Origin of the sequence: Achromobacter sp. PD1, assembly GCF_048541815.1 — a bacterium.
Classification (GTDB): domain Bacteria; phylum Pseudomonadota; class Gammaproteobacteria; order Burkholderiales; family Burkholderiaceae_B; genus Achromobacter; species Achromobacter bronchisepticus_A.
The window spans coordinates 3100437-3117639 of sequence record NZ_CP183349.1; the positions used below are offsets into that span (position 1 = coordinate 3100437).

Annotated in this window: 22 protein-coding genes; all 22 read left to right on the forward strand. The window is 66.0% G+C overall.

Annotation, left to right across the window (positions count from 1 at the left end):
- Positions 1 to 26: 26 nt before the first annotated feature.
- The 22 genes from ACM1PE_RS14585 (at position 27) to trbJ (ending at position 17193) form a co-directional block, all read left to right on the forward strand.
- Complete coding sequence (locus ACM1PE_RS14585) at positions 27 to 467, forward strand: hypothetical protein (protein WP_323873643.1); 441 nt, start codon at positions 27 to 29, stop codon at positions 465 to 467.
- Between the two features lie 618 nt (positions 468 to 1085).
- On the forward strand, positions 1086 to 1415 hold the full coding sequence (locus tag ACM1PE_RS14590) for a DUF736 domain-containing protein (RefSeq protein ID WP_151690338.1): 330 nt from the start codon (positions 1086 to 1088) through the stop codon (positions 1413 to 1415).
- Positions 1416 to 1602: 187 nt separating this feature from the next.
- Positions 1603 to 1845 (forward strand): helix-turn-helix domain-containing protein, encoded by a 243-nt coding sequence (locus ACM1PE_RS14595; RefSeq protein ID WP_151690339.1) that lies wholly within the window; start codon positions 1603 to 1605, stop codon positions 1843 to 1845.
- Positions 1846 to 1971: 126 nt separating this feature from the next.
- Positions 1972 to 2235, forward strand: a complete 264-nt coding sequence (locus ACM1PE_RS14600) for a DNA -binding domain-containing protein (RefSeq protein WP_210251400.1) — start codon at positions 1972 to 1974, stop codon at positions 2233 to 2235.
- Between the two features lie 122 nt (positions 2236 to 2357).
- Positions 2358 to 2669 (forward strand): transcriptional regulator domain-containing protein, encoded by a 312-nt coding sequence (locus tag ACM1PE_RS14605; RefSeq protein WP_366849330.1) that lies wholly within the window; start codon positions 2358 to 2360, stop codon positions 2667 to 2669.
- Entirely contained in the window at positions 2554 to 3120 is a 567-nt protein-coding gene (locus tag ACM1PE_RS14610; RefSeq protein WP_235918394.1) for a DUF2285 domain-containing protein, read from the forward strand. The genes ACM1PE_RS14605 and ACM1PE_RS14610 overlap by 116 nt, the downstream gene beginning before the upstream one ends.
- Positions 3121 to 3258: 138 nt before the next feature.
- Positions 3259 to 3540, forward strand: a complete 282-nt coding sequence (locus tag ACM1PE_RS14615) for a helix-turn-helix transcriptional regulator (RefSeq protein WP_151690341.1) — start codon at positions 3259 to 3261, stop codon at positions 3538 to 3540.
- Positions 3537 to 4439: a replication initiator protein A gene (locus tag ACM1PE_RS14620; RefSeq protein ID WP_410527997.1), complete on the forward strand. Its 903-nt coding sequence runs from the start codon at positions 3537 to 3539 to the stop codon at positions 4437 to 4439. Before ACM1PE_RS14615 ends, ACM1PE_RS14620 begins: the two co-directional genes overlap by 4 nt.
- Before the next feature lie 208 nt (positions 4440 to 4647).
- Entirely contained in the window at positions 4648 to 5286 is a 639-nt protein-coding gene (gene parA / locus ACM1PE_RS14625) for a ParA family partition ATPase (RefSeq protein ID WP_092160966.1), read from the forward strand.
- On the forward strand, positions 5283 to 5537 hold the full coding sequence (locus tag ACM1PE_RS14630) for a hypothetical protein (RefSeq protein ID WP_151690343.1): 255 nt from the start codon (positions 5283 to 5285) through the stop codon (positions 5535 to 5537). Before parA ends, ACM1PE_RS14630 begins: the two co-directional genes overlap by 4 nt.
- Positions 5534 to 6052 (forward strand): DUF2840 domain-containing protein, encoded by a 519-nt coding sequence (locus tag ACM1PE_RS14635; protein WP_151690344.1) that lies wholly within the window; start codon positions 5534 to 5536, stop codon positions 6050 to 6052. Before ACM1PE_RS14630 ends, ACM1PE_RS14635 begins: the two co-directional genes overlap by 4 nt.
- The gene (locus ACM1PE_RS14640) at positions 6049 to 6594 is read left to right on the forward strand and encodes a S26 family signal peptidase (protein WP_103243958.1); all 546 of its coding nucleotides are present in this window, start codon (positions 6049 to 6051) and stop codon (positions 6592 to 6594) included. The genes ACM1PE_RS14635 and ACM1PE_RS14640 overlap by 4 nt, the downstream gene beginning before the upstream one ends.
- Before the next feature lie 46 nt (positions 6595 to 6640).
- On the forward strand, positions 6641 to 6988 hold the full coding sequence (locus ACM1PE_RS14645) for a DUF736 domain-containing protein (protein WP_103243959.1): 348 nt from the start codon (positions 6641 to 6643) through the stop codon (positions 6986 to 6988).
- A 3-nt stretch (positions 6989 to 6991) separates the two neighbouring features.
- A complete protein-coding gene (locus ACM1PE_RS14650; protein WP_151690345.1) occupies positions 6992 to 7753 on the forward strand; it encodes a lytic transglycosylase domain-containing protein in 762 nt (253 codons plus the stop codon).
- 244 nt (positions 7754 to 7997) lie between these two features.
- Positions 7998 to 9737, forward strand: a complete 1740-nt coding sequence (locus ACM1PE_RS14655) for a relaxase/mobilization nuclease domain-containing protein (protein WP_103827475.1) — start codon at positions 7998 to 8000, stop codon at positions 9735 to 9737.
- Between the two features lie 25 nt (positions 9738 to 9762).
- The gene (locus ACM1PE_RS14660; protein WP_103243961.1) at positions 9763 to 11751 is read left to right on the forward strand and encodes a conjugal transfer protein TraG; all 1989 of its coding nucleotides are present in this window, start codon (positions 9763 to 9765) and stop codon (positions 11749 to 11751) included.
- Between the two features lie 8 nt (positions 11752 to 11759).
- Positions 11760 to 12194 (forward strand): hypothetical protein, encoded by a 435-nt coding sequence (locus ACM1PE_RS14665; protein WP_044416634.1) that lies wholly within the window; start codon positions 11760 to 11762, stop codon positions 12192 to 12194.
- 217 nt (positions 12195 to 12411) lie between these two features.
- Positions 12412 to 13347, forward strand: a complete 936-nt coding sequence (trbB, locus tag ACM1PE_RS14670) for a P-type conjugative transfer ATPase TrbB (RefSeq protein ID WP_197971187.1) — start codon at positions 12412 to 12414, stop codon at positions 13345 to 13347.
- Positions 13344 to 13676 carry a TrbC/VirB2 family protein gene (locus ACM1PE_RS14675; RefSeq protein ID WP_103243963.1) on the forward strand — a complete coding sequence of 111 codons (333 nt, stop codon included), beginning with the start codon at positions 13344 to 13346 and terminating at the stop codon, positions 13674 to 13676. The genes trbB and ACM1PE_RS14675 overlap by 4 nt, the downstream gene beginning before the upstream one ends.
- Positions 13676 to 13957 (forward strand): VirB3 family type IV secretion system protein, encoded by a 282-nt coding sequence (locus tag ACM1PE_RS14680; RefSeq protein ID WP_103243964.1) that lies wholly within the window; start codon positions 13676 to 13678, stop codon positions 13955 to 13957. The genes ACM1PE_RS14675 and ACM1PE_RS14680 overlap by 1 nt, the downstream gene beginning before the upstream one ends.
- Positions 13958 to 13969: 12 nt before the next feature.
- Positions 13970 to 16426 (forward strand): conjugal transfer protein TrbE, encoded by a 2457-nt coding sequence (gene trbE, locus ACM1PE_RS14685; RefSeq protein WP_103243965.1) that lies wholly within the window; start codon positions 13970 to 13972, stop codon positions 16424 to 16426.
- Complete coding sequence (gene trbJ, locus ACM1PE_RS14690; protein ID WP_419343679.1) at positions 16423 to 17193, forward strand: P-type conjugative transfer protein TrbJ; 771 nt, start codon at positions 16423 to 16425, stop codon at positions 17191 to 17193. The genes trbE and trbJ overlap by 4 nt, the downstream gene beginning before the upstream one ends.
- Positions 17194 to 17203: the final 10 nt, after the last annotated feature.

The window sequence follows — 17203 nt, forward strand, 5'->3', positions numbered from 1 at the left end:
ACCTTTATCTCACGGAGAACACCACCATGATCTTCATCGGCATCATCTCCAGCATCGCGGCGATCGGCGTTCTCTGCTGGCTGCTGTTCACACTGGCCGTCGTCGCGCTGCCGTTCTTCGCCGGCGTCAGCGCCGGGACATGGGCCTATCAGACCGGCGCCGGCTGGCTCGGCGCGATCATCGTCGGCCTTGTCGCTGCCGCACTCACACTCGGCCTCGGGCAGTTCCTGCTCGCCTTTATCCGTCCGCTCTGGATACGCCTCGCGATCGCTGTCGCGTTCGTCGCGCCTGCGGCGCTCGCCGGCTACCACGCGACGCATGGCATCGTGAAACACACCGTGCCCTCCGACACCTGGCAGATCATCTTCTCCGTCATCGGCGCGATTGCCGTTGGCGTAACGTCGCTGATCCGGGTGACAGGAATGGCCGCACCCGGGCCAACCGTGCAGAACGTCGCGCGCGCTTGAACATCCTTACCGGGGGCGGACGGACGACCGGTTAATGTATGACCTTTCGCGCTCCCCGTCGTCAGTGTCGTTGTCAATGGCGTTGATCGGATCGACGGCTGACCCAGCCGGCGCGCCATTCCCCGGTGATGGTGCTGGGGGCAATGCCGTGACGGCGTGCCCGATGACGGTAGAAGTGTCGGGAGAAGGCGATCTCGCGGGCAACGGGCAGGAGTCGGCGGGACGTACCGTCTGGCGGAGCTGGTCTGAACCGCGGTGTCAGGCTTCGTCCCGGTCCATCGGTGCGGGATGGTCGCCACGTTCTCCTGTGATGCGTCTCTGTCAGGTCGACCGCTCCAAAACGGCCTCTTCAATGGGCTGATCTGGCCGAAGGTCGGCTGCGCCTCGATCGCCTATGCCGCAACAGCGGCGTCGAAACTTTCTTCCCCTGCCGGCTGCGCCGTCATTCCTCGCGCGCCAAGAAAGCCCCTCCTTTGCTGTCAGGCCCCATCCCCACCCCAGCGCGCAAGCGCGCTGGGGACCCCGAGGTCGGGGTGCGCCGTCAATCGCCTCCGGCCTGTCGATCGCCATCGAGGCCGCAATGGTGCGGGCTCGGAACAGAGTTCAAGGAGAACTACCATGGCGACCATCGGCACCTTCAAGAAGACCGGCAACAACGAGTTCAACGGCGAAATCGTCACTCTCAGCGTCCAGACGAAGAACGTCCGCATCGTCCCCGAGGCCCGCGCCACCGGCGAGAACGCCCCCAGCCACCGCGTCTTCGTCGGCCGCGCCGAGATCGGCGCCGCCTGGTCCAAAACCTCCAACGAGGGCCGCGCCTACCTGGGCCTGAAGCTCGACGATCCCAGCTTCAACGCCCCGATCTACGCCAACCTCTTCGACGACGAGGAAGGCGAAGGCTTCAGCCTCATCTGGTCCCGCCCTAACGGCCGCCGCAACGGCGAGTAAGGGTAGCGCGACGCCCCGCCCGGACAAACCGGGCGGGGCCAAACGCCTGCGCGAACCGAATCAGTTCGCGGCAATGCGATTAAAACGAGGCGCCAAAAAGCCAGAACCGCTGGCCCCAGTCCGCAAGAACGACTATTATAGCCGTAGTTCTAGCGTGCGAGTAGGTCCAAGTGGGAGGTGATCATGCATGATCACCGCCCGACAATCGCGGGCCGCACGCGCGTTGCTGGGTTGGACACAGGAGACGCTCGCTGACAAGGCCCGGGTATCACTGACCGCGTTGAAGCGCCTCGAATCCGACAGCGGACTTGGGGTGTATGAATCGACTCGCGATCAGGTCCGGCGCGCCTTTGAGGCCAGCGGCGTCGTCCTGCTCAACTCCGGCCAAAGCGTGGGAGTGATGCTGGTTGGTGACAAGGACAACCCTTGACGACTTTTTCGGGCGAACCCGCCCGACCATCCTGATTTTGCGTCAAACCGCGGCGGTGTGGCACGGGATATCATTACGGTTAACAAACCGCTCCAAATTGGATACGAATGACTCGTGGGGCTCATCGTGACCAACGCAGAATATCTGGACGAACCGCCGCTCGGGGCGGCGCTCACCGCCTACGATCAGGCGCATCTCAAACTGTACCTCAGGCTGCTCGACGCCGAGGCGGAAGGTGCGGCTTGGGAAGAAGTGGTCGAACTTCTGTTCGGACTTGACCCCGCAGCCGAGCCCCGTCGAGCAGCCCAGATTCATGCCACTCATCTCGCCCGCGCCAAATGGATGACCGAAAACGGATACCGCCATCTCCTCCGTGCGGGTTACCATTGAGCGGCGACGTGATGCAGGACCTGCATCACGTTCGTCTGCCTTCGAACTTCCCAAGCTAAACTCAACTTGGAATCGTCTCTCATGCACAACTCGCGTTCAACGCGGGCATGGGAGAACAGAGGATGCCCCAGGAGAGCGATTGGCGGTCTAGCGACGCCTACGATTATATTGATCAACTCCATACTTCAGATCTCGCTTGGGAGTTCCTCCGGCGAAACCGCCAATATCGCGAGTCTTACTATGAGCTTGCTCGCGGCGGGCAGGTAAGCGGCGAGCAAGCCCGCCGCTTCGCAGAGCAATGGGGGTTATCCTTTCGCTTTGGACCCGGCGCTTACTGCCCTCCGCCAACCGGTCTTTTGGACCCCGATCACCGACCCCGGCGCCGTTCTGCTCGAACCGCAGCCTGCGCTTTTGGGCGCCCCGGCTGCCGCTGACGACGTTCTGCGGTCCCACGCAATCTTTGAAGCTGACGGCCGTCACGCACGGCTCGCCGTTCGCGATGAAAACATCAACGTGACCTTTCTGCCGCCAACTGACGGCAGGGGACTCGTTGCCGTGGTCATCCTGGACGAAGATACCCCCGACCGGCTCTACGCTATCAGCCGCCTGTGGGCTGCGATCCGCGGCCGCCCTCTCCCTGCCGACAACCGCATGACCGAGCAGCGGCGTCAGCGCGCCCCGCAAATGCTGCGGGTCGTCGACGCACGTCTTGCCGGGGCGACGTATCGGTCGATCGCAGAATCCATGTTCCCTACGCATAAGATCGATGCCGCCTCCTGGGCCGGGGACGCTCTGCGGGAAACCACCATCCGGCTGGCACGCGACGGCCTAAAACTCGTCGAAGGCGGTTACCGTTCGCTTCTCCGTCGACCCCGCCGATCATAGCCCGTCGTCGACCGCCCGAGGCGTGTCGAAATTAGATACCTATCTTCGACATCGTCCGACCCACCGCCTTCACGCCACCGTGCTCTCGAACCGCCGCCTGACGGCAGCGGCCCCCGATGAGACCACGGAGGCTCGACAATGGCCGAAACTACCGCCGGCATCCCGCCACGCTACCTGCGCACGCAAGAAGCCGCCCGCTTCCTTGGACTGTCGGAGCGCACGCTTGAGAAGCATCGCACCTACGGGACCGGCCCGGCTTATCGGAAGCTCGGCGGCCGAGTCGTCTACGCCATCGAGGATCTCCAGACCTGGGCCGACCGCGGCCTCGTCAACTCGACCTCCGACCCGCGCGGCTCAGTGCTTCCCGCCAAGAGGCAGGAGTCATTGGACCGCCGCCTCGCCGGCCGCCAGCCGCGCTGAGACGACCGGCCATGTCGTCCCGCCCGCACCACCGCGACGAGCGCGCGCAGCTCGATCTGTTCCGGGCGCTGCCCGGCGATCTTGCGCCGCGCGATGCGCAGGACCTCATGGCCTATCCGTTCTTCTCGCTCGCCAAATCGAAGCGCCTGACACCGATCGACTTCAAGGCCGGTTCGGTGAAGATCCGCGTCGAAGCCGTGCCCGAACACGGCATGGCGACGATCTGGGACGCAGACGTCCTGATCTGGGCGGCCTCGCAGATTGTCGAAGCCCGTGACGTCGGCCTGCGCCCGTCTCGCCTCATGGCGACCACGCCCTATGAAATTCTGAACTTCATCGGACGCGGCGTCTCGCTGCGCGATTACGACCGCCTGAAGGCCGCGCTCGACCGACTTCAATCCACCACCATCGCGACCTCGATCCGCCAGCCCACCGAGCGGCGGATGCACCGCTTTTCCTGGATCAACGAATGGAAGGAGCGCGCCGATCACCGCGGCCGGCCGCTCGGGCTCGAACTGATCGTACCCGACTGGTTCTACGGCGCCGTCCTCGACGATGCTTTGGTCCTCACCATTGACCGTGACTATTTCGGGCTGACTGGCGGCCTGGAGCGCTGGCTGTACCGCCTCGTGCGCAAGCATGGCGGCAAGCAGGAATTCGGCTGGAGCTTCGATTTCCCGCATCTCCACGCAAAGTCTGGCAGCCTCTCGCCGCTCAAACACTTCGCCTACGACCTGCGAGACATCGTTCGCCGTCAGCCGCTACCCGGCTACCGCCTGACCATCGAGCAATGCGTCGGCGGGCCCGAAATCCTGTCCTTCGTACCAACCGATCCCGACGCGCTCGGCATCCCGCGCGGCCGTCGCCGCTCGACAACTCGACCTGGGGATAAGCTGTGAATCATCTCGTGCTATCAGGGACCGGCGCTATCGTGCCATCGGGGACCGGACTCTCGTGCTATCGGGGACCGGAATCGTCGATTCCTCGCGCTGAATCAGCAGCTTGCGAGCCCCGTAACTTATCTAACCTAGATTCCTACGGAATCTTTCTAACGCAAACGCGTTTTTCGACCGCTGTGGACGAGTCCCCGATCGCCGGGAGACCGTCATGATCGTCGCGTTCCTCAACCAGAAGGGCGGCGTCGGAAAGACGACGCTCGCCCTCCATCTCGCCGGTGAATGGGCTCGGCATGGGCAGCGCGTCACGCTGATCGACGCCGATCCGCAAGGCTCCGCGCTCGACTGGTCACAGCAGCGCGGCCGGGAGGGATTGGAGCGGCTGTTCGGTGTTGTTGGCCTGGCCCGCGACACGCTCCACCGCGAAGCGCCGGAGCTGGCGCGCGACGTCGATCATGTCGTCATCGACGGACCGCCGCGTGTCGCCGGTCTGATGCGTTCGGCACTGCTCGCCGCCGATCTTGTACTGATCCCGGTGCAGCCGTCACCGCTCGACGGCTGGGCGTCGGCCGAGATGCTGACGCTGCTCAGCGAAGCGCGGATCTATCGACCGGACCTCAAGGCGCGGTTCGTGCTGAACCGCTGCGCGGCCCGCACGATCCTCGCCCGCGAAACCGCCGAGACGCTCGCGGAACACGATCCCCCGCCGCTCCTCACCACGATCGGTCAGCGCATCGCTTTCGCCGATGTCGTGCAGACCGGACGGCTCGCAGCCGAACAGGACGATACATCGCCCGCCGCGCGCGAGATCGCCGCGCTCGCTGCCGAAGTCACGAGGATCGGGGCATGAGCGAGCAGTCCTCGAAACGCCGCTTCGCGTCCCGCCCTGCCGATCCGGAAAGCTGGATCAAGGCGCCGGACCGTCCGTCGCCGCGCGCGGAGGCCGCCGCCGATTTCACCGCCAGGCTGACGATCGACGTCACCGCCGACATGCGCGGCCGGATCAAGATCGCCGCTTTCCAGCGCGGGCAGACCGTCGCCGACATGCTGCGCGCCCTGTTCGAGCGCGAGTTCCCAACCAGCGAAGGAGGACCACGATGATCGGCGTCGCCGACACGTCGGTGCGCAGCAGCTTGCTGCCTGCGATTACTACCGATGCCCCGACCCATGTCGAGCTGACGTGGATCGAGAATAAGATCGAATTCTGGATCAGGTTCGGTCGCGAGGCCGCCGAACAGATTCTCGACCGCCGCCGCCGCGTCGTCTCGTTCGCGCCGGACAGCGTCTTCGCCTTTGTTCGCTGGACCTCCAACGACTACGGCACTGCGCTTTCGCGGCTCGACATTGTACGCGCCGTTCGTACCGGCGAGCGCTGCCAGACCCTGCCATTCGTGCGCCCCGGTGGCGACATCCTGTTGCGCGCCGATGGATGGCCTAAGGTCGAACGCGTACTTCAGCTCATCGACGCGATCGAGGCGCGGGACATCGATGCGACGGATGTTTCGCCCGATCACTGGCGACACGTCCACAACCGTCTGACGGTCGGTGAAGCGCCCCGCGCCTATGACATGCAGCAGCATCGCGCCTTCCTCCTGCGCCGGGAGATTGGCGCATGACCCGCCTCGGCTATGCCTTCGCGACGACTGCCGCCGTATCGCTGCTCGGCATCACGTCGATCGCGTCATTCGCACCAAAGCTGGTCTGGAATGCCTCGGCCAGCACGCCGATCGGTCTGTATGCGATCGGCGAACCCGGCCGGGTCGACGTGACGGATCTGGTCGCCGTGCGCGCGCCAGAGCCGCTCGCCACCTTCCTTTCGGATGGCGGATATCTGCCGCGCGGCGTTCCGCTGATGAAGCACGTTGCTGCGCTTCCCGGGCAACGTGTGTGCAGAACCGGGCTCGCCATCACGGTCGATGCCGTGCCGATGGGCGATGCGCTGGACCGCGATCGTCGCGGTCGCTCGCTGCCGATCTGGCAGGGCTGCCGCATGGTCGCGGACGGCGAACTGTTCCTGATGAACTGGCAGGTCCGCGACAGCCTCGACGGCCGCTATTTCGGGCCTCTCCCCGCCAACTCGGTCATCGGCCGGGCCACACCCCTCTACACCGACGAGGACGGCGATGGCCGCTTCGTCTGGCGCGCGCCGACGCGGTGACGGCACGCCCATGACCTTGTCCACCGCAATCTGAAGGAGACGACCCATGTCCGTGATCGGTCAATTCACGCGCGAAAATGATGGCTTCGTCGGCCACCTGACGACGCTGTCACTGCACCAGGACATCATCATCGTTCCGGCCGAACCGTCCGATGCCGAGAACGCGCCCGACTTCCGCGTCCATGTGCTCGACAGCATGAACAACGAAACCGGCGCGGAGATCGGCGCCGGCTGGAAGCGCACCGGCGAGAAGGCCGGCGACTACGTTTCGCTTCAGATCGATGATCCGACCTTCGGGCATCCGATCCGCGCCAACCTCTTCCAGTCGGCCGACGACAAGTCCGCCTGGGGCCTGCACTGGAACCGCCCGCCCAAGCGGGCCGAGCGGGACTGAGCGATGTCGGCTCCGCACCTCAAAGCTGTCGTCGGGCGGTCCAACGCCGCCCGGCGCACAGCCCTCCTTCTCCTTTCCGGCCTCCTGCTTTCCGCGCCGCTTTGCGCCACCGCGACTGCGCAGACGGTGTCGGTCGAGGGGCCCTCTCGCGCCGATTCCTACGCCACATTCATCACCGAGGCAGCGCAACGGTTCGGCGTTCCAGAGCACTGGATTCGTGCCGTCATGCGCATCGAAAGCGCTGGCGACGTGCGGGCGATCTCGTCGGCCGGCGCGATGGGACTGATGCAGGTCATGCCCGCCACATGGGCCGATCTGCGCGTCCGTCACCGGCTCGGCGCGAATCCTTACGATCCACGCGACAACATTCTGGCGGGCACTGCGTATCTGCGCGAGATGCACGACCGCTACGGTTCGCCGGGGTTTCTCGCGGCCTATAATGCTGGTCCCGGCCGCTATGAAGAGTATCTCGCCGGCCGTCCTTTGCCGGCCGAAACTCGCGCCTATGTCGCCGCGCTCGCACCCGTCATCGGCGGCGCAGACGCGCTTGCTCCCGTTACGGTCGCGGCAGCCGATCCCAACGCCTGGACGCGGTCTCCGCTCTTCATCGCGCAGTCCGAACACGCGACGACCGCCGTTCCGACGTCCAACAATGGCGCTTCCGAGGACACTCCGGCCGCCATTCCGGTGCGCGATGTCACAGCCATCGCTCCGCAATCCGCAGGCCTGTTTGTCGCCCGAAACGCCGATCGGGGGCCGCGATGACGGTGTTCGCGGCATTTCGTGGAATGGCGTGCTCTGGCGCAGGGATGGCGGTCCGAGGACGGAGAGCAGGCAACACAACCGCACGATGGCGAGATAAAAGCGCGCGATGTGCGGCTTGGTGCGGTCGTGTGTTTTCAGAGACTTATGGCGAATTGGCGCGAGGTGCGCCTGATCGACGCAGCCTGCGCATTCGCCATTTCGCGAGGGATTTCCGCGCGTTTGCGCGATGTGCGGAGCCTCGGCCATGAGCGGCGAGGACGACTTCCGCATCCGGCCAGGCCGTATCCGCTCCACCCGCGCACAGCAAACGCGGCCCTTCATCGCCCAGGCCCTCGCCGCCGCCCAGCGTGCCGGCGGCAGGGTCTCGCGCTCCGGCAAGATCAGCTCGGGCAACCGCTCGCGTTTCGGGCGCGGCCAGCGAGCGACCGTCCAGGCCAATCGACTGCTCACCAACCGATCGCGCAACACCGTGATCAAGACGCGCGTCGTCCGGCACACCGCTCGCTCGGCGCCGCTCAACGCCCACCTCAGCTATCTGCAGCGCGAAGGCGTCACCCGGGATGGGGAGAAGGCGAAGTTGTTCGGGCCGGAGACGGAGGCGGCCGACGCCAAGGCTTTCGCCGAGCGCACTCAGGACGACCGACATCACTTCCGCTTCATCGTCTCACCTGAGGACGCGACCGAGATGTCCGACCTCAAGACTTTCGCCCGCGAGCTGATGGGGCAGATGGAGACAGACCTCGGCACCAAGCTCGACTGGGTCGGCGTCGATCACTGGAACACGGATAATCCACATGTCCATATCATCCTGCGCGGGCGCACCGATGACGGTCAGGACCTCGTCATCTCGCGCGACTATATCAAGGAAGGCATGCGCGCCCGCGCGCAGGACCTCGTCACCCAGGAGCTGGGGCCGCGCACCGATCACGAGATCCGCCGCAATCTCGAACGGCAGATCGACGCGGAGCGCTGGACCAATCTTGACCGCCAGCTTGCCCGCGACAGCTATCGCACCGGCGTCGTCGATCTCGCCCCGCTCCCTGACCGCCAGCCCGACGAATTCCATGCGATGAAGGTCGGCCGCCTCCGCAAGCTGGAGACCCTCGGCCTCGCCGATCAGGTCGGCCCCGGACAATGGGTCGTGTCCGAGAATGCCGAGGCGACGCTGCGGGAGCTGGGCGAGCGTGGCGACATCATCAAGCGCATTCACCGTGGCCTGACCGAGCGCGGCATCCAGCGCGGCGCGGCCAGCTACGTGCTTGCCGGTGAGAGCCTCGACGATCCGGTCATCGGCCGGCTGGTCGACCGTGGTCTCGACGACGAGTTGAAGGGCACCGCCTATGCCGTGGTCGACGGCACCGACGGACGCACCCATCACATCAAGCTGCCCGACCTCGACGCCGCTGGCGACAGCGCGCCGGGCTCGATCGTGGAGCTGCGCAAATTTGACGACGCGCAGGGGCGCAGGCGCGTCGCGCTCGCCGTCCGCTCCGATCTCGAAATCGAGCGGCAGGTCCATGCGACCGGCGCCACCTGGCTCGACCGGCAGGCGATCGCCCGCGATCCCGTCGCGCTCGGCGGCGGCGGATTCGGCGCGGAGGTTCGTCACGCGATGGACAGGCGGGCCGAGCACCTCGTTGGTCAGGGCCTTGCCGAGCGGCAGACGCGCGGTGTCAGTTTCTCCCCCGGGCTGATCGACACGCTGCGCCAGCGCGAGGTCGACGCCCTTGGCGAGAAGCTTGCGGCCGAGACCGGTCGGCAATTCTCGAAGGCCGCGGCGGGCGAATATGTGGCCGGCACCTATCGCCAGCGCTTTGCGCTCGCGTCGGGCCGCTTCGCCATGATCGACGACGGCCTCGGCTTCCAGCTCGTGCCCTGGTCGCCGTCGATCGAGCGTCAGATCGGTCAGCACGTCTCCGGCGTGTCGCGCGGCGCCGGTGGCGTCGACTGGAGCTTCGGCCGCAATCGCGGCCTCGGCATGTAGCCCAATCAAGAAAGGAGTGCCCGCCATGTCGGCGACCAAAATCCTCTGGGGCCAAATCCTCACTGTCTTCCTGATCGTGCTGATGACGACCTGGGCGGCGACGCAGTGGACGGCCTATCGGCTCGGCTTCCAGCCGCAGCTCGGACTTCCGTGGTTCGAACTGGCCGGCTGGCCGATCTACTATCCGCCCGCCTTCTTCTGGTGGTGGTACTTCTACGACGCCTATGCACCTCCGATTTTCATCGAGGGAGCCTATATCGCGGCGTCCGGTGGCTTCATTTCCATCGCCGTCGCGATCGGCATGTCGGTCTGGCGGGCGCGTGAAGCTAGGAATGCCGAGACGTTCGGCTCCGCCCGCTGGGCGGTCGCCGCGGAAGTCCGCGCCGCCGGCTTGCTGGGCGCGGACGGCGTCGTGCTCGGGAAGTTCGACCGCGACTATCTCCGCCATGACGGCCCCGAGCATGTGCTGTGCTTCGCGCCCACGCGATCCGGCAAGGGCGTCGGCCTGGTCGTGCCGTCGCTGCTGACCTGGCCGGGCTCCGCGATCGTCCATGACATCAAGGGGGAAAATTGGACGCTCACCGCCGGCTATCGCGCGCGTCATGGTCGCGTGCTGCTGTTCGATCCAACCAACACGAAATCTGCCGCCTACAATCCGCTTCTCGAGGTGCGCCGCGGCGAATGGGAGGTCCGCGACGTCCAGAACATCGCCGACATCCTCGTCGATCCGGAGGGCTCGCTGGAGAAACGGAACCACTGGGAGAAAACCAGCCACGCATTGCTGGTAGGCGCAATCCTGCATGTCCTCTACGCCGAGGCTGATAAGACGCTTGCCGGCGTCGCGGCGTTCCTCTCCGATCCGAAGCGGCCGATCGAGTCGACGCTCGCCGCCATGATGAAGACAGCCCATCTCGGCGAGGCCGGACCGCATCCGGTGATCGCCAGCGCCGCGCGCGAGCTGCTGAACAAATCCGACAACGAGCGATCAGGCGTGCTGTCGACAGCGATGTCGTTCCTCGGCCTCTATCGTGATCCCGTCGTCGCCGAGGTCACACGCCGCTGCGACTGGCGCATCGTGGATATCGTCGGCGGCAAGCATCCGACGACGCTCTACCTCGTGGTGCCGCCGTCGGACATCAACCGGACCAAGCCGCTGATCCGCCTGATCCTCAATCAGGTCGGCCGCCGGCTGACCGAGGACCTGCAGGCGAACGGAAACCGCCACCGGCTGCTCCTCATGCTCGACGAGTTTCCCGCCCTCGGTCGTCTCGACTTCTTCGAGAGCGCTCTCGCCTTCATGGCGGGCTACGGCCTCAAGGCCTTTCTCATCGCCCAGTCGTTGAACCAGATCGAGAAGGCCTACGGCCCGAACAACTCGATCCTCGATAACTGCCATGTCCGGGTTAGCTTCGCCACCAACGATGAGCGGACCGCCAAGCGGGTCTCGGACGCACTCGGCACCGCAACCGAGATGCGGGCGATGAAGAACTACGCCGGCCATCGCCTGTCGCCCTGGCTCGGCCACATGATGGTGTCGCGCTCGGAAACGGCGCGGCAACTGATGACGCCCGGCGAGATCATGCAGCTCCCGCCCGCCGACGAGATCGTCATGGTCGCCGGTACGCCACCGATCCGCGCGAAGAAAGCGCGGTACTATGAGGATCGCCGGTTTCAGGAGCGCATCGTAACGCCGCCGAACCTGGTGAAACGGACAACGGCACGGCCCGATGACTGGAGCGCGCTGCCGCTTCCAGCGGCGCCGACCGTGTCGATCGCGACCGACGGCGAGCGCGGATCGGAGGATGAGGATACGACCGACTCCGAGCGCCGGCATCAGCCGGAACTGAGCCGCGCAAAGCCCGTCGAGCCAATGCAGCCCATCGAAAACGAATTCGAGATCGATCCCCGCGACGATGCCGATGAGGACGCCGCTCGCCTCTCGCGCATGAATCAGACCATGCGCCAGGTCGCACGCCAAGCATCGCTCGATCCCGGCGACGGTATCGAGCTTTAGGAGGCACCATGGCAAAGCCTCCCAAAAAGCAGCGGCTATCGGTGTATCTCGAACCCGACGTCATGAAGGCGCTCGCCGCGCACGCCGCCCGGCGCGATCAATCCCTCTCGCTGATCGCGGAAGCTGGCATCGCCTCCTTCCTGTCGCCCGACGCTGCCGAACGGCAGGAGGCGGCTACGACGAAACGGCTCGACCAGCTCGACCGGCGAATGGCGCGTATGGAGCGTGACCTTGGAATCGCCGTCGAAACGCTGGCCGTCTTCATCCGATTCTGGCTGACGACGAACCCGCCGCTCCCCGAGCCCGCCCAGGCAGCGGCGCGCGCCAAAGCCGGCGAACGCTACGAAGCGTTCGTCACCGCGCTCGGCCGGCGACTCGCTCACGGGCCGAAGCTTAGGCAGGAAATTTCCGAGGACATCACGCCCGCGCACGACGCGGATTAATCACGGCCACGTCCACTTCAAGTATTCCGGCGTTCCGCCGTTTCCCTGTATTTGTACGCTACAGTACGACGACCACATTATGGTTGTTGTCAGGCCATGATTTCTGCCTCTTCTACTCATCCCCGATCCAGGGCCGCATGTCGCGGTCCCGCAAGAGAACGGGGACGACGTGGCGGCCACTCACCAGAAATCGGAGGCGATCCTTCGCGGCGCGCGCATGCTGCGCACGGCCCTCGGGCCGGCGATCGCCCGGTTTCTGGAAGACCCCGCGATCGTCGAGGTGATGCTCAACCCCGATGGGCGGCTCTGGGTCGACCGGCTTTCCGAAGGACTTTCCGACACGGGTGAACTGTTGTCGCCGTCAGACGGCGAGCGGATCATCCGCCTCGTCGCCCATCATGTCGGGGCCGAGGTTCATCCCGGCGCCCCACGTGTCTCAGCCGAGTTGCCCGAAACGGGGGAGCGGTTCGAGGGGCTGTTGCCGCCCGTCGTGTCCGCCCCGGCCTTCGCGATCCGCAAGCCGGCCGTCGCCGTGTTCACGCTCGACGACTATGTCGCCGCCGGGATCATGGCGGCGCATCAGGCCGAGACGCTGCGCCAGGCCGTCGCCGATCGGCGCAACATCCTCGTCGCCGGCGGCACCTCGACCGGCAAGACGACCCTCACCAACGCTTTGCTGGCTGAGGTCTCGAAGACCTCCGACCGCGTCGTCCTGATCGAAGACACGCGCGAACTGCAATGCGCCGCGCCGAACCTCGTCGCCATGCGGACCAAAGACGGCGTCGCCTCGCTCTCCGATCTTGTCCGCTCCTCTCTTCGCCTGCGCCCTGATCGGATTCCGATCGGCGAGGTCCGGGGAGCCGAGGCCCTCGATCTGCTGAAGGCCTGGGGCACAGGACACCCCGGCGGTGTCGGAACCATCCACGCGGGTACGGGCATCGGCGCGCTGCGTCGGATGGAGCAGCTCATCCAGGAAGCCGTCGTCACCGTCCCGCGCGCCCTGATCGCCGAGACGATCGATCTCGTCGCCGTGCTTTCCGGCCGGGGCACGTCGCGCCGCCTCGCCGAACTCGCCCGCATCGAGGGCCTTGGCCCCGACGGCGACTACCGCGTCACGCCCGCAAGCCAGCCCCTCACAGGAGGTCCGTCATGATCCAGCATGCCCTGCGTTTCCGCCGCCATATCGCGACTGCGGTATCCGTCACCTTCGTCTCGCTGGCGCTCGCGCCTGCCGCTCACGCTTCCGGCTCCCAAATGCCCTGGGAGGCCCCGCTACAGTCCATCCTCGAATCCATCGAGGGCCCGGTCGCCAAAATTATCGCGGTGATGATCATCATCATCACCGGCCTGACGCTGGCCTTCGGCGACACGTCGGGCGGCGCGCGCAAGCTCATCCAAATCGTCTTCGGCCTGTCGATCGCCTTCGCTGCGTCCAGCTTCTTCCTGTCCTTCTTCTCGTTCGGCGGCGGGGCGCTCGTCTGATGGCCAACGGCGCAGATCATCATGGCGAGCTGGCGGGCTTCTCGGTCCCGGTCCATCGGTCGCTGACCGAGCACATCCTGCTCGGCGGCGCTCCGCGCTCGATCGCCATTCTCAACGGCACGCTGGCAGCCGCGCTCGGCCTTGGCCTCCGCCTCTGGCTGGTCGGCCTGGGCCTTTGGGCTCTCGGTCATTTCGCGGCCGTCTGGGCGGCCAAGCGCGATCCGCAGTTCGTCGATGTCGTGCGCAAACATCTGCGCATCCCCGGCCACCTGTCGGTTTGAGGAGCGACGCCGATGATGAACCTCGCCGAATATCGCAACCGCAATACCCGTCTCGCCGACTTCCTGCCCTGGGTCGCTCTGGTCGGCGAAGGCATCGTCCTGAACAAGGACGGCAGCTTGCAGCGAACTGCACGGTTTCGCGGACCCGACCTCGACAGTGCCGTTCCGGCCGAGCTGGTCGCGGTCGCCGGGCGCCTCAACAACGCCTTCCGTCGCCTGGGCTCCGGCTGGGCCATCTTCGTCGAGGCGCAGCGCCATGGTGCCGCGACCTATCCGGCCAGCGTGTTCGCCGACAGCGCGTCGGCCTTGGTCGACGCCGAACGGAAAGCCGACTTCGAGGAAGCCGGCGCGCACTTCGAATCGAGCTACTTCCTCACCTTCCTCTACCTTCCCCCGGCCGAAGACGCGGCGCGCGCAGAGACCTGGCTCTATGAGGGTCGCGATCACGCTGGCGTCGATGCGCACGAGATCCTGCGCGGCTTCGCAGACCGCACCGATCGCATCCTTCAGCTCATCGACGCCTTCATGCCGGAATGCGCCTGGCTCGATGACGGCGAGACGCTGACCTATCTGCATTCGACCGTCTCGACCAAGCGGCACCGCGTCCGCGTGCCCGAGACGCCGATATATCTCGATGCGCTGCTGGCCGATCAGCCCCTGACCGGTGGGCTCGAACCCCGGCTCGGCGACGCACATGTCCGCATCCTCACCATTGTCGGCTTCCCGACCGCGACCACGCCCGGCATCCTCGATGAGCTGAACCGGCTGGCCTTTCCCTATCGCTGGTCAACACGCGCCGTCCTGCTCGACAAGACCGACGCCACCAAGCTGCTGACGAAGATCAGGCGTCAGTGGTTCGCCAAGCGCAAGTCGATCGCCGCCATCCTCAAGGAGGTGATGACCAACGAGGCCTCTGCGCTGGTCGATACCGATGCGGCCAACAAGGCCGCCGACGCCGATATGGCGTTGCAGGAGCTGGGCGCCGACTACGCCGGCCAGGCCTATGTCACCGCGACGATCACCGTCTGGGACGATGATCCGCGCATTGCAGCCGAGAAGCTGCGGATGGTCGAGAAGGTCATCCAGGGCCGCGACTTCACCGCCATGCCCGAGACGATCAACGCCGTGGACGCCTGGCTCGGCTCGCTGCCCGGCCATGTCTACGCCAATGTCAGGCAACCTCCGATCTCCACATTGAATCTCGCCCACATGATCCCGCTGTCGGCGGTGTGGGCGGGACCGGAACGGGACGAGCACTTCGATGCACCCCCACTGCTTTACGGCAGAACCGAAGGCTCGACCCCGTTCCGGCTTTCCATCCATGTCGGCGATGTCGGCCATACGCTGATCGTCGGTCCGACCGGCGCCGGAAAATCCGTTTTGCTCGCGCTGATGGCGCTTCAGTTCCGGCGCTATCCACAATCCCAGGTCTTCGCCTTCGACTTCGGGGGATCGATCCGAGCAGCCGCGCTCGCCATGCGGGGCGACTGGCACGATCTCGGCGGCGGCCTGACCGAAGGCGCCGACGACAGCGTGTCGCTTCAGCCGCTGGCCCGGATCGACGATGTCGCCGAACGTGCCTGGGCCGCCGACTGGCTGGTCGCGATCCTGGGGCGAGAGAGCATGCCGGTCACGCCCGAGGTGAAGGAGCATCTCTGGTCGGCGCTCTCCTCGCTGGCGTCCGCGCCGATCAACGAGCGGACGCTCACCGGCCTGTCCGTCCTGCTGCAGTCCAACGACCTGAAGCAGGCGCTTCGGCCCTATTGCGTCGGCGGTCCCTATGGCCGGTTGCTCGACGCCGAGGCCGAGCATCTGGGCGAAGCGAATGTCCAGGTCTTCGAAACAGAAGGGTTGATCGGCACGGGCGCCGCCGCCGCCGTGCTCGCCTATCTCTTCCACCGCATCGAGGACCGCCTCGACGGTCGCCCCACGCTGCTGATCGTCGATGAAGGCTGGCTGGCGCTAGACGACGAGGGTTTCGCCGGTCAGCTCCGCGAGTGGCTGAAGACGCTGCGCAAGAAGAACGCCAGCGTCATCTTCGCGACGCAGTCGCTCTCCGACATCGACGGCTCAGCGATCGCGCCAGCCATCATCGAGAGCTGTCAGACTCGCATCCTGCTGCCGAACGAACGCGCGATCGAGCCGCAGATCACCGCCATCTATCGCCGCTTTGGGCTCAACGATCGCCAGATCGAGATCCTCGCGCGGGCGATGCCTAAGCGCGACTATTACTGCCAGTCGCGGCGCGGCAACCGGCTGTTCGAGCTGGGGCTGTCGGACGTGGCGCTCGCGCTCTGCGCCGCGTCGTCCAAGCAGCACCAGGCGCTGATCGCGGACGTTCACGCCCGCAGCGGCACGGATGGCTTCCTCGCTGAGTGGCTCGCCGAGAACCGGCTTGCCTGGGCCGCGGACCTCATCGCCGACCTCACCAATGTCATCCCCCAAACCGATCCGGAGACACGCCCATGACCCGTTCTACTCAATCCCGCTCGCTTGCACTGCGTATCACCGCAGCGCTGCTTGCCGCGCCGATCGCGCTTTCGCCGATCCTCAGCACTCCCGCCGCTGCGCAATGGATCGTCTACGATCCGACCAACTATGCGCAGAACGTCCTGACGGCGGCGCGCACCCTCCAGCAGGTCAATCAGCAGATCACCCAGCTTCAGAACGAAGCGACGATGCTGATCAACCAGGCCCGCAACCTCGCCAGCCTGCCATACTCCTCGCTCCAGCAGCTTCAGCAGTCGGTTCAGCGCACCCAGCAGCTCCTGCAACAGGCGCAGGGAATCGCCTACGACGTCCAGCGCATCGACCAGGCGTTCACGTCGACCTACGGCAACGCCTCCATGTCCGCCTCCGACCAGGCGCTCGTGGCGCAGGCGCGGGAGCGCTGGCAGAACACGGTCGGCGGCCTGCAGGACGCCATGCGCGTCCAGGCCGGCGTGGGCGGCAACATCGACACCAACCGCGCCGAGATGTCGTCACTGGTCGGCCAGAGCCAGGGCGCGACGGGAGCGCTGCAGGCGACGCAGGCCGGCAACCAGCTTCTCGCGCTGCAAGCGCAGCAGCTTGCCGATCTCACCGCCGTCGTTGCCGCCAACGGCCGGGCGCAAAGCCTGTCCGAGGCCGAGCGATCTGCCGCGGCCGAACAGGGTCGCGAACAGCGCCGACGGTTCCTGACGCCGGGCACCGGCTATCAGCCCGGCAACGCCCGCATGTTCCCGAACGGCAACTGAGGGCGCGGCC

What these genes read in the sequence shown, in the direction of transcription:
- ACM1PE_RS14680 (WP_103243964.1), top strand. Translation starts at nt 13,676, where the DNA reads ATGGCCAACGGCGCAGATCATCATGGCGAGCTGGCGGGCTTCTCGGTC.
- ACM1PE_RS14675 (WP_103243963.1), top strand. Translation starts at nt 13,344, where the DNA reads ATGATCCAGCATGCCCTGCGTTTCCGCCGCCATATCGCGACTGCGGTA.
- ACM1PE_RS14590 (WP_151690338.1), top strand. Translation starts at nt 1,086, where the DNA reads ATGGCGACCATCGGCACCTTCAAGAAGACCGGCAACAACGAGTTCAAC.
- ACM1PE_RS14660 (WP_103243961.1), top strand. Translation starts at nt 9,763, where the DNA reads ATGTCGGCGACCAAAATCCTCTGGGGCCAAATCCTCACTGTCTTCCTG.
- ACM1PE_RS14635 (WP_151690344.1), top strand. Translation starts at nt 5,534, where the DNA reads ATGATCGGCGTCGCCGACACGTCGGTGCGCAGCAGCTTGCTGCCTGCG.
- ACM1PE_RS14665 (WP_044416634.1), top strand. Translation starts at nt 11,760, where the DNA reads ATGGCAAAGCCTCCCAAAAAGCAGCGGCTATCGGTGTATCTCGAACCC.
- ACM1PE_RS14650 (WP_151690345.1), top strand. Translation starts at nt 6,992, where the DNA reads ATGTCGGCTCCGCACCTCAAAGCTGTCGTCGGGCGGTCCAACGCCGCC.
- ACM1PE_RS14640 (WP_103243958.1), top strand. Translation starts at nt 6,049, where the DNA reads ATGACCCGCCTCGGCTATGCCTTCGCGACGACTGCCGCCGTATCGCTG.
- ACM1PE_RS14615 (WP_151690341.1), top strand. Translation starts at nt 3,259, where the DNA reads ATGGCCGAAACTACCGCCGGCATCCCGCCACGCTACCTGCGCACGCAA.
- ACM1PE_RS14605 (WP_366849330.1), top strand. Translation starts at nt 2,358, where the DNA reads ATGCCCCAGGAGAGCGATTGGCGGTCTAGCGACGCCTACGATTATATT.
- ACM1PE_RS14585 (WP_323873643.1), top strand. Translation starts at nt 27, where the DNA reads ATGATCTTCATCGGCATCATCTCCAGCATCGCGGCGATCGGCGTTCTC.
- trbB (WP_197971187.1), top strand. Translation starts at nt 12,412, where the DNA reads ATGCTGCGCACGGCCCTCGGGCCGGCGATCGCCCGGTTTCTGGAAGAC.
- trbE (WP_103243965.1), top strand. Translation starts at nt 13,970, where the DNA reads ATGATGAACCTCGCCGAATATCGCAACCGCAATACCCGTCTCGCCGAC.
- ACM1PE_RS14645 (WP_103243959.1), top strand. Translation starts at nt 6,641, where the DNA reads ATGTCCGTGATCGGTCAATTCACGCGCGAAAATGATGGCTTCGTCGGC.
- parA (WP_092160966.1), top strand. Translation starts at nt 4,648, where the DNA reads ATGATCGTCGCGTTCCTCAACCAGAAGGGCGGCGTCGGAAAGACGACG.
- ACM1PE_RS14655 (WP_103827475.1), top strand. Translation starts at nt 7,998, where the DNA reads ATGAGCGGCGAGGACGACTTCCGCATCCGGCCAGGCCGTATCCGCTCC.
- trbJ (WP_419343679.1), top strand. Translation starts at nt 16,423, where the DNA reads ATGACCCGTTCTACTCAATCCCGCTCGCTTGCACTGCGTATCACCGCA.
- ACM1PE_RS14595 (WP_151690339.1), top strand. Translation starts at nt 1,603, where the DNA reads ATGATCACCGCCCGACAATCGCGGGCCGCACGCGCGTTGCTGGGTTGG.
- ACM1PE_RS14630 (WP_151690343.1), top strand. Translation starts at nt 5,283, where the DNA reads ATGAGCGAGCAGTCCTCGAAACGCCGCTTCGCGTCCCGCCCTGCCGAT.